This is a genomic window from Streptomyces ossamyceticus, assembly GCF_001418475.1.
In the GTDB taxonomy this organism is placed as follows: domain Bacteria; phylum Actinomycetota; class Actinomycetes; order Streptomycetales; family Streptomycetaceae; genus Streptomyces; species Streptomyces ossamyceticus.
Map to the genome: position 1 here is coordinate 1 of NZ_LIQX01000537.1, position 9,669 is coordinate 9,669.

Genomic DNA, 9,669 nt, shown 5'->3' on the forward strand with positions numbered 1-9,669 from the left:
CGTCTGCCGTCTGCCGTCTGCTGTCCGCTGTCCGCTGTCCGCTGTCCGCTGTCCGCCGTTCGGCTGAGGTCTCGGTGATCGGGGCGGATTCTCATGGCCGTTCGGCTGAGGTGGTGGTCGGTTCCGGGAGGGGAGGGTGGGGCCCGGTCCCCTTTCCGGCCTGACCGTGCGTGGGTCGTGATCTCGTCCTACGGCATGTCCTGATGGCGGAGACGGTGGCCGGGCGGGTTCTCGCGGGATCGGGACAGGAGGGATGAGCATGGTCATCCGGGTGGTCGTCGTGGACGACCAGGACATGGTGCGTTCGGGGTTCGCGGCGTTGCTGTCGGCGCAGAGCGAGGTCCACGACGGGCTGGAGGACGTCAAGCGGAACCTCGCGCTCGGCCGCCCGCTCCGCAGTGGCCGGGACACCCCGATGATCTTCTTCACCCTGCGCTGACGGGGCTCTTGCTGAGGGGACTCGTTGAGGGGCCTAGCTGAGCGGCTCTCCCGGTCGCCGCTTCAGTCGCCTGCGGCGGGTGAGGCCGGGGGTTCGGGCGGACAGAACTCGGCCGAGACGACCTTCTTGCCGCCGCCGACCCAGTCGCCGTTGAAGTTCAGGGTGATCATGTGGCGGCCGTCGCGGGTGCCGAAGGACTGGGTGGAGGAGCCGTGGATGCCGCCCGAGTGGCCCCAGACCTTGATGCCGCACGTCGTCTCGTACTCGATGAGGCCGAGGCCGTAACGCTGGCTCGGGAGGTTGCCCTCGGTCGGGACCGTGTCGGTCATCTGCCGCAGCTGGGCCGGGCGCAGCAGGCGGCCGGTGAACAGGGCGGTGTAGAAGCGGTTGAGGTCGGACGTGTCGGTGATCATCTCGCCCGCCGCCCAGGCCCAGGACGGGTTCAGCTCGGTGACGTCGTGGGTCGTGCCGGGGTCCTCCGTGAAGGTGGAGTAGTGGCGGGTGGGCGCGGGCAGGTGCGGGTCGGTGCCGGGGAAGTACGTGGCGTGCATCCCCAGGGGCCGGGTGACGCGCTGTTCGATCTCGTCGGCGTAGGGCCTGCCGGTCAGCTTCTCGATGATCAGGCCGAGCAAAAGGTAGTTGGTGTTGGAGTACTTCCAGGAGGTGCCCGGCTCGAACTGGGGAGGGTTCCGCAGGGCGAGGGCGATGACCTGCTCCGGGGTCCAGTCGTCGTAGCGGGTCTTCAGGAACTCGATGCCGAGGACCTGTTTCACGAAGGTGGCGTCCTCGGTGAAGTTGAAGACGCCGCTGGTGTGGTTCATCAGCTGCCGTACCGTGATCTTCGTACCGTCGTGGCCGTTGCCCCGGACGAGGCCGGGCAGGTACTGGTCGACGGTGGCGTCGAGGTCGAGTCTGCCTTCCGCCTGGAGTTGGAGCAGAACGGTCGCCACGAGCGACTTGGTGACGCTGCCGGTGCGGAACGCGTCGCCGGCCCCGCGCGGTTGGCGTGTGGTCAGGTCGGCGACGCCGGAGGTGGCCCTCCACACCCCGCGGGCGTCGCGCACCTCCGCCACGACCCCGGGCACACCCGCGGCGACGGCGGCGTCCATCGCGGCCCGGGTGGCGGCGTGGTCGGAGGGGACGGTTCGGGTGGCGGCGTGGTCGGAGGGGACGGTTCGGGTGGCGGCCGTCGGCTGGTCGGCCTTGGTGGCGGGGTCGGCGGCGGCGGGGGTGGCCGACAGGGCCGTGGCCGCCGCCGCGACCGCTGTCACGCCGGCCAGCGTCGTCCGTATCAGGCGGGTCGACATGGGCATCTGCCTCTCTCTCGGCTCGGGAACTTCGCCGCATGGTGTCGACCGCCCTCAACCGGCCACCAACGGGTCATCAGTGGGTCATCAACGAGCCTTCAACAGGCCATCAACGCGCCTTCAACAGGCCTTCAACAGGCCTTCAATGCGATGCCACCCTGCCAACAACGTTGCTCAGGAAGCCCTTTGAGCGCGTTGCGCGGTGCACGAGGGAGGATGGGGGTGTTGTTCGATCGACGTCGGACGCCGGGCGCGCGCTGTTCCGCGGTCGGCGCGGGGGAGTGCCGGTGAGGTTCGCAGTACTGGGAGCGGTGACGGCGGTCGGCGACGACGGTGAGGCCGTCGTCCTCCGAGGGGCCAAGTCCCGGGCGCTGCTGGCCGCCCTGCTGCTGGATCCCAACGGCACTGTGCCGCTGGACTCGGTGATGGCGGTGTTGTGGGGCGAGGAGCCGCCGCCCACGGCCACCGCCTCGCTGCACAACCATCTCGCCCGTTTGCGACGCGCCCTCCGCGACAGCGACGGCACCCGACTGCGCACGATGAGCCACGGTCTCCACCTGCGCGTCGAGGAGGGCGAGGCCGACCGAGAGGTGTTCGAGGACCTCGTACGGCAGGCGCAGGATGCCCGCGGCCGGGGCGACTGGGAGGCGGCGGAGCGGGACGCGGGTGCCGCGCTCGCGCTGTGGCGGGGCGCGCCCTTCGCCGACGTGCCCGCCCTCGCCGGCCACCCCGTCGTCACGTACCTCCAGGAGCAGCGGGTGGAGACGCTGGAGTGCCGCTTCGAGGCCCTGCTGCGCCTCGACCGCCTCGACGGGCTCGCCGCTGAACTGGGTGCCCTCGTCGAGGAGCATCCCTTCCGGGAGACGCTGCACCGCCAGCTGATGCTGGTCCTCGGCCGCACGGGGCGTCAGGCCGAGGCGCTGGCCCTCTTCCGCTCGCTGCGCCGCACACTGGTCGAGGAATTGGGCGTCGAGCCGGGCCCGGCCCTCCAGGAGGCCCACCGCGAAGTGCTCGCCGGCACGGCCCCCCGCCCCCAGGAACCGTTGACACCGACGCCGACGCCGACACCGACGCCGCGCCACGTCGCACGTGCCGCCACTTCGGAGCCGGGTGCGCCCGAAGCGCGCTCCGACGGCGACGGCGGTGCCACGGCCGGGCGGCGGTTGCGCCCCGGGGATCCCGGTCATCCGGGAGCCTGGCAGCCGCCCTCCGGCGCCTCCCGGCGGTCCGCCGACGCCATCGACGACGCGCTCGGCGGCAGTTCGGGGCGGCCCTACGTGACGTTCGCCGAGCCCGACACCTCGCCGTGGACCTCGACCGAGTCGGACGGCGACGTACGGCGCAGGCCGCGCCCGACCGGCGCCCGCGCCGCGGCGATGGCCGCCTGCGTGGTGCTCGGCGTCGGCCTCATCGGCGGCGCTGCGGCGGGCAGTTGGCTCACCGGCGACTCGGGCCCCGACGGCACCCGCGTCGGCTTCGCCGCGGCCGGCGCCCTCTGGCACGGCGTACCCGTCGACGAACTGTTCCCGCCCACCGTGCAGGGCGAGGGCGCCGGCCCCGGCGGCACCGACCGCACCTGGACCCGCGTCGCCGTCGCCCCCGACAGCGGCTGCGCCGACGCCTTCGACCCCCTGCTGCGCCAGGCCCTCGCCCCCGTCGGCTGCCTGCGCCTGCTGCGCGCCACCTACACCGACGCGACCCGCAGCAACGTCACCACCGTCGGCCTGATGTTCACCAAGGCCGACGCCACCGGCATGGCCACCCTCAAGGCCCACTTCGCGCGGGACGGCCTCGACCGGCGCACCGACCTGATGCCCCGCCCGTACGCGGCCAAGGGCACCGTCGCCGCCGGCTTCGGCGACGACCAGCGGGCCTCATGGACCCTCTCCGTCCTCACGGACGTCCCCGTCGTCGTGTACGCGGTCTCCGGTTTCGCCGACGGCCGCACCGTCACCGAACCGCAGCCCGCCGACGACGCGATGCGGTCCGACGCCACCACCGCCCCCGCCCAGGCCGGTCTCGGCCACGAGGCCCAGGGCCTCGCCGACCGCATCGAACGCGGGCTCCGCAAGACCGCCGCGTCCGCCTCGGAGCAGCCCTCATGACCGCCGAGGAGACCGGGAGCACCGACGTGACCGGCCGCGCCGACGAAGCCGGGTGCGCCGACGAAGCCGGCCGCGCCGACCGAACCGGCAGCGTGGGCGGAGCCGGCCGCCTCGGCGGGACCGGGCGCGCCGACACGGCCGAGGGCGTCCGGCAGGCCTGCCCCTCTCCGACCGCCGCGTCCCCGCAGAAGGCCCCGACCCGCGTCACGTCGTACCCCGAGCCGGGGAAGCCGGAAGCGACCGTGACCGCGACCGTCGTCACGGCGGGGGACCCCGCACCCGCCTCCTCCGCACCGGCGCGCACCCGCCGTGCCCGCCGGCACCGGCGCACCGCCCTCCTGGCTCTCCCCCTAGCCTTCTCCCTGGCCCTCCTGCCCGCCACCGCAGCCCACGCCGACGGCATCCGGGACCAGCAGTGGGCGCTCGACGCGATGCACACCGAGCAGGCGTGGCGGACGACCAAGGGGGAGGGGATCACCGTCGCGGTGCTCGACACGGGCGTCGACGACGAGCACCCCGACCTCGTCGGGAACGTCCTCCCGACCAGGGACCTGGTCGGCTTCGGGGCCTCGCGGGGCGACCGCTCCTGGGCCCGGCACGGCACCGCCATGGCCGGCATCATCGCCGGTCACGGCCACGGCGTGAACAACGGTGACGGTGTCCTCGGCATCGCCCCCGAGGCGCGGATCCTGCCCGTCCGCGTCATCCTGGAGGACGGCGACTCCGCCCGCTCCAAGGCCCGCAGCACCCGCGGCAACGCCCTCGCCGAGGGCATCCGCTGGGCCGCCGACCAGGGCGCCGACGTCATCAACCTCTCCCTCGGCGACGACTCCGAGTCCGCCCACCCCGAGCCCTCCGAGGACGCGGCCGTCCAGTACGCCCTGAAGAAGGGCTCGGTCGTCGTCGCCTCCGCCGGCAACGGCGGCAAGAAGGGCGACCACGTCTCGTACCCGGCGGCCTACCCGGGCGTCATCGCGGTGACCGCCGTCGACGAGGACGGCAACCGCGCCCCGTTCTCCACCCGCCGCTGGTACGCCACCGTCAGCGCGCCCGGCGTCGACGTCGTCATCGCCGATCCCGACCGCAAGTACTACGAGGGCTGGGGCACCAGCGCCGCCGCGGCCTTCGTCTCCGGCGCCGCCGCCCTCGTCAAGGCGGCCCACCCCGGCCTGACTCCGGCCCAGGTGAAACGGCTCCTGGAGGACACCGCCCGCAACGCCCCCGTCGGCGGCCGCGACGACTCCCGCGGGTTCGGCTTCGTCGACCCGGCCGCCGCCATCAGGGAGGGCGGCAGGCTCAGGCCCGACGACCTCACCTCCGCGGCGTACGGCCGCAAGTACTTCGGCCCCGGCCCCGACCAGGTGAAGGAGGAGGACACCGCCTCCGGCTGGGTGGCCCCCGCCGCCGGCGGCCTCGGCGTCGCCCTGCTCATCACGGCCGTCGTCATCTGGCGCGGCGACCGCCGACGACCGGACGAGTTCCTGATCTGACAGGACGGGGTTGCAGCCCGCCGCGCACCCGCTCGCCGGCGTCGCGGGGTGCCCCACCGGCCACTACGACGAGAACACCGACACCCCGGCCCTGGCCGCCGCCTCGACCAGCGCGATCCCCTTCGCCTTCGTCGTGTTGCCGTGCGACACCACCGCGACCAGGCGGTCCCGCCCGTCCACGGTGACCCGGCCGACACTGTTGATCACCCACAGCCCGGTGGCCGTACGCGGCAGCCACCCGTTCTTCAACGCGAACCCCACGCGGGTGGAATCCGTGGAGCCGTCCGCTGCCGCGGCCGCCGACACCCCCCAGTCCTGGCCCGCCGCGATCCGCCCCATCAGCCCCCGCACATACGTCCGCGACGCCCCGCTCAGCTCCGACTCGTCGTCGTCCCCGAACACCTGGCGGAGCAGGACCAGTTGGTCGGCCGCCGTGGTGCGGGTCAGGCCCCAGTACAGGCCGTCGCCGCCCACCGTCCGCGTCAGACCGAACCGCTCGTTCGCCGCGTCCAGGCCCTCCGCCTCACCGATGCTCTTCCACAGCTCCGTCGCGGCCGTGTTGTCGCTGTCGCGGATCATCGTGGCGGCGTACGCCTTCTCCCGCGCCGTGAGCCCCCGGTCCGCGTCCTGCGCCTGGAGCAACAGCGCGGCCAGGATGTCCACCTTCACGATGCTCGCGGTCTCGAACCGCCCGTCCCCGTGGACCGCGCCGGCCCCGGACTCCACGTCCAGCACGGCCACCGAGAACGCGGCCCCGTCCTCGACCGGTATCTCCGCCAGGGCCGTCGTGAGCAGCGCGTCGTGATCCACCTCGGGCACCGCCACTGGTTCCACCGACGCCTCCTCCACGTCCGCGCCCGGCGCGGTGGAAGCGGAGGCCGAGGGCGATACCGACGATGACGCCGCTGACGATACGGCCGGGCCGCCGCCCTCCTGCGCTCGGGCCGTCACGTACAGAGTCCCGGCAGCGGTTCCGCACACCAGCAGAGCGGCGGCCAGGAAGGCACAGAGGAGGGGGCGGCGCACGGCCGACCGGACCCGGCGACGGGCTCTGCGAAGAGGCATGCCGCGATGGTGATGGGCCGTGCTGTGCGGTGGGTTAGGCGGATGTTAGAGCCAGGTCAGGACCGACTGAGAAAGCTGTGAGTGAGGTGACGGTCACGTTTCCGGCCCGGCGAAGGCCCAGGAGGCTTCCCCCGATAGGGTCGACAACCGTGGCGAACAAGAACATCCCCGACCCCGGCTACTCCGACGACGACGGCTCCGCCGACCCCCGGCTGAGCGCCGCGCTCGCCGCCTGGGCCGAGGACCGCACCGCCGTCGGCCCCGTCCTCGAAGCGCTCAAGGGCGCCCGGCTGCTCGTGCCCGTGGTGGCCGTGCTCGGCGAGGTCGAGGAGGACGAGAACGGGCTGCGCCGCGAGAAGACCAGCGACATGGCCGTACCCACCCTGAAGGCCGGCCACCGCACCGCCCTGCCGGCCTTCACCTCCACCGATTCCCTCGCCCGCTGGGACCCGGCCGCCCGCCCCGTCGCCGTACCGACGCACCAGGCCCTCCAGGCCGCCGCGCACGAGAAGGCCGACACCCTCGTCCTGGACCTGGCGGGGCCCGTGCCGTTCGAACTGACCGGATCCGCGCTCCGCGCGCTCGCCGAGGGACGCACCACGGCCGACCCGCTCGCCGACCCCGCCGTGATCGCCGCGGTGCGCGCGGCCGTGGCCGCCGAGCCCTCCGTGCTCCGCGCCCACCTCGGCCCCGGACAGTCCGACGGCACCCTCGCCCTGGTCCTCGACCCCGCCGAGGCCGCTCCCGCCGAGGCCGCCCGCGCGGTCGCCTCACGGCTCGCCACCGACGAAACACTGAGGGCCCGCCTGGTGCGCGGCCTCGACCTGGCGCTCCTGCCGGCCGGAACCACGCCTCCGGGCGAGCCCCTGTACGTGAAGGGTTAGCTCAGCCGTAGATCGGGCCGGTGTACTTCTCGCCCGGGCCTTGGCCCGGGTCGTCCGGGACGACCGACGCCTCGCGGAACGCCAGCTGCAGCGACTTCAGACCGTCGCGCAGCGGCGCCGCGTGGAACGAGCTGATCTCCGTCGTGGACGCGTCGAGCAGACCGGCGAGGGCGTGCACCAGCTTCCGGGCCTCGTCCAGGTCCTTGTACTTGTCGCCCTCCTCGGTCAGACCCAGCTTCACCGCGGCGGCGCTCATCAGATTGACGGCGACCGTCACGATCACCTCGACCGCGGGGACCTCGGCGATGTCACGGGTCATCGAGTCGAAGTCGGGGGACTCGGGGGACTCAGGAGGGGTGTCACTCATGCCCCACACGATAGGCCCCGGCGCGTACGCTCCCACCTGCGGGAGTCCGCTGCGCCCCGATTGGCACCCCAGGTTTGAACCCGCTATGGTTATGTCTACGACCGGCTGGACACCTGTGTGCCCGGCCCGCAAGTGGAGGCTCCGAACTCCCACCTGACCATCCTCCGGGACGGCAGGTCACCGGTCAGACGGCCCCCACCGTTCCGTACGGACGGTGGAGTCGTCCGAATCGCGCCCCGCGGCCACCGCGGCGGTGCTCCGGCAGTCATTGGAGCCCCGCCTGTGTCCCGTCCGGGGCATTTTTCATGCGCCCCGATGGTTGGTCCTTATGTCAACCAGACATGACGCGGCGGTCCGCCAGACCGTCGTGGGGTGCTACCGAGGAGGATCCATCAGCGCCGAGCCCCGCATCAACGACCGGATTCGCGTTCCCGAGGTGCGACTTGTCGGTCCCAGCGGCGAGCAGGTCGGGATTGTTCCGCTTGCCAAGGCCCTGGAGCTTGCGCAGGAGTACGACCTCGACCTGGTCGAGGTGGCCGCGAACGCACGTCCGCCGGTCTGCAAGCTCATGGACTACGGGAAGTTCAAGTACGAGTCGGCCATGAAGGCCCGTGAGGCGCGCAAGAACCAGGCGCACACGGTCATCAAGGAGATGAAGCTCCGGCCGAAGATCGACCCGCACGACTATGACACCAAGAAGGGTCACGTCGTCCGGTTCCTCAAGCAGGGCGACAAGGTCAAGATCACGATCATGTTCCGTGGTCGCGAGCAGTCCCGGCCCGAGCTGGGCTACCGACTGCTGCAGCGTCTCGCGGAGGACGTCCAGGACCTCGGGTTCGTCGAGTCGAACCCGAAGCAGGACGGCCGCAACATGATCATGGTCCTCGGTCCGCACAAGAAGAAGACCGAGGCGATGGCCGAGGCCCGTCAGGCTCAGGAAGCGCGGAAGGCGGAAGCGAAGGCCAACCCTGGCAAGTCGCAGAACGCCGCCGACGCCGAGCACGTCGAGGTCGAGGCGCCGGCCGAGGAGCCTGCCGAGGCGTAAGTCCCCTGGACGAGAGTCCGGGGGAAGCCCTGGACGCGAGTCCGGGGTGTCAACCGATAGAAATGACGTTCCGTCGTGCCCGGTTTAGCGACCGGGCACCGGAGCGCCACTGACGAGGAGAGAACGGCGCTATGCCGAAGAACAAGTCGCACAGCGGTGCCAGCAAGCGCTTCAAGGTCACCGGCTCCGGCAAGGTGCTCCGTGAGCGCGCCGGCAAGCGCCACCTGCTCGAGCACAAGTCGTCCCGCGTGACGCGTCGCCTCACCGGCAACGCCGAGATGGCCCCGGGCGACGCCGCGAAGATCAAGAAGCTTCTCGGCAAGTGACCAAGCGGCGCTGATCGTCCGTCGATCACTCAGCGCCGTACGTCAGGACCGGGACCCAATCGATTTCGGGTCGTGTGAGGACAACCACGGCCCCGCTACAAGGAGTTAAAAAGTGGCACGCGTCAAGCGGGCAGTCAACGCCCACAAGAAGCGCCGGGCGATCCTCGAGCAGGCCTCCGGCTACCGCGGTCAGCGTTCGCGCCTCTACCGCAAGGCCAAGGAGCAGGTCACCCACTCGCTGGTCTACAACTACAACGACCGCAAGAAGCGCAAGGGCGACTTCCGTCAGCTGTGGATCCAGCGCATCAACGCCGCTGCCCGCGCCAACGGCATCACGTACAACCGCTTCATCCAGGGTCTGAAGGCCGCGAACGTCGAGGTCGACCGCAAGATCCTCGCCGAGCTGGCCGTCAACGACGCCACCGCGTTCGCCGCGCTGGTCGAGGTCGCGCAGAAGGCGCTGCCGGCGGACGTCAACGCGCCGAAGGCCGCGTGACGCTGCGCTGGCCTTGAGCCGGATGTTGATGTGAACCCCGGACCCGTGGGCCTTTCGAGGCCTGCGGGTCCGGGTGTTTGTTACGCCTGACAGCTCGGTGGTGCGGGTTCGTCGGCGGGCGCGGGTGCGTCGTGGTTTCTCGCGC

The 9,669-nt window shown here is 72.0% G+C and carries 9 protein-coding genes and 1 pseudogene; 7 read left to right on the forward strand and 3 right to left on the reverse strand.

The window, feature by feature from the left end; translation table 11 throughout:
* Positions 1-259: 259 nt before the first annotated feature.
* Positions 260-343, forward strand: a pseudogene (locus tag AOK15_RS44385) (DNA-binding response regulator); the annotation flags it as partial.
* Between the two features lie 158 nt (positions 344-501).
* On the opposite strand, the gene AOK15_RS32350 reads toward AOK15_RS44385, so the two are convergent.
* Positions 502-1,752, reverse strand: coding sequence for a serine hydrolase domain-containing protein (locus AOK15_RS32350; protein ID WP_338059940.1), 1,251 nt, complete (start codon positions 1,750-1,752; stop codon positions 502-504).
* Between the two features lie 281 nt (positions 1,753-2,033).
* Between AOK15_RS32350 and AOK15_RS44390 the strand changes: the two genes are divergently transcribed.
* Positions 2,034-3,851, forward strand: coding sequence for an AfsR/SARP family transcriptional regulator (locus AOK15_RS44390; protein WP_107099561.1), 1,818 nt, complete (start codon positions 2,034-2,036; stop codon positions 3,849-3,851).
* A 338-nt stretch (positions 3,852-4,189) separates the two neighbouring features.
* Complete coding sequence (mycP, locus tag AOK15_RS32360) at positions 4,190-5,341, forward strand: type VII secretion-associated serine protease mycosin (RefSeq protein WP_240508700.1); 1,152 nt, start codon at positions 4,190-4,192, stop codon at positions 5,339-5,341.
* Positions 5,342-5,404: 63 nt separating this feature from the next.
* Here mycP and AOK15_RS32365 read toward each other — a convergent pair whose 3' ends face one another.
* Positions 5,405-6,406 carry a serine hydrolase gene (locus tag AOK15_RS32365; RefSeq protein WP_167738884.1) on the reverse strand — a complete coding sequence of 334 codons (1,002 nt, stop codon included), beginning with the start codon at positions 6,404-6,406 and terminating at the stop codon, positions 5,405-5,407.
* 149 nt (positions 6,407-6,555) lie between these two features.
* On the opposite strand from AOK15_RS32365, the gene AOK15_RS32370 reads away from it, so the two are divergent.
* Positions 6,556-7,290, forward strand: coding sequence for an SseB family protein (locus tag AOK15_RS32370; RefSeq protein WP_055521884.1), 735 nt, complete (start codon positions 6,556-6,558; stop codon positions 7,288-7,290).
* Between the two features lies 1 nt (position 7,291).
* Here AOK15_RS32370 and AOK15_RS32375 read toward each other — a convergent pair whose 3' ends face one another.
* On the reverse strand, positions 7,292-7,657 hold the full coding sequence (locus AOK15_RS32375; protein ID WP_055521885.1) for a DUF1844 domain-containing protein: 366 nt from the start codon (positions 7,655-7,657) through the stop codon (positions 7,292-7,294).
* A 328-nt stretch (positions 7,658-7,985) separates the two neighbouring features.
* On the opposite strand from AOK15_RS32375, the gene infC reads away from it, so the two are divergent.
* The 3 genes from infC to rplT all read left to right on the forward strand — a co-directional run bounded on the left by infC (position 7,986) and on the right by rplT (position 9,524).
* A complete protein-coding gene (gene infC / locus AOK15_RS32380; RefSeq protein WP_240496510.1) occupies positions 7,986-8,702 on the forward strand; it encodes a translation initiation factor IF-3 in 717 nt (238 codons plus the stop codon).
* A 131-nt stretch (positions 8,703-8,833) separates the two neighbouring features.
* A complete protein-coding gene (gene rpmI / locus AOK15_RS32385) occupies positions 8,834-9,028 on the forward strand; it encodes a 50S ribosomal protein L35 (RefSeq protein WP_004933563.1) in 195 nt (64 codons plus the stop codon).
* Between the two features lie 112 nt (positions 9,029-9,140).
* Complete coding sequence (gene rplT / locus AOK15_RS32390) at positions 9,141-9,524, forward strand: 50S ribosomal protein L20 (RefSeq protein ID WP_004933571.1); 384 nt, start codon at positions 9,141-9,143, stop codon at positions 9,522-9,524.
* The last annotated feature ends 145 nt before the right edge of the window (positions 9,525-9,669 follow it).

Bases quoted from the DNA above. Each gene is read 5' to 3' on its own strand.
- AOK15_RS32350 (WP_338059940.1), bottom strand. From the start codon at position 1,752: ATGCCCATGTCGACCCGCCTGATACGGACGACGCTGGCCGGCGTGACA.
- AOK15_RS32365 (WP_167738884.1), bottom strand. From the start codon at position 6,406: ATGCCTCTTCGCAGAGCCCGTCGCCGGGTCCGGTCGGCCGTGCGCCGC.
- AOK15_RS32375 (WP_055521885.1), bottom strand. From the start codon at position 7,657: ATGAGTGACACCCCTCCTGAGTCCCCCGAGTCCCCCGACTTCGACTCG.
- infC (WP_240496510.1), top strand. From the start codon at position 7,986: ATGTCAACCAGACATGACGCGGCGGTCCGCCAGACCGTCGTGGGGTGC.
- rpmI (WP_004933563.1), top strand. From the start codon at position 8,834: ATGCCGAAGAACAAGTCGCACAGCGGTGCCAGCAAGCGCTTCAAGGTC.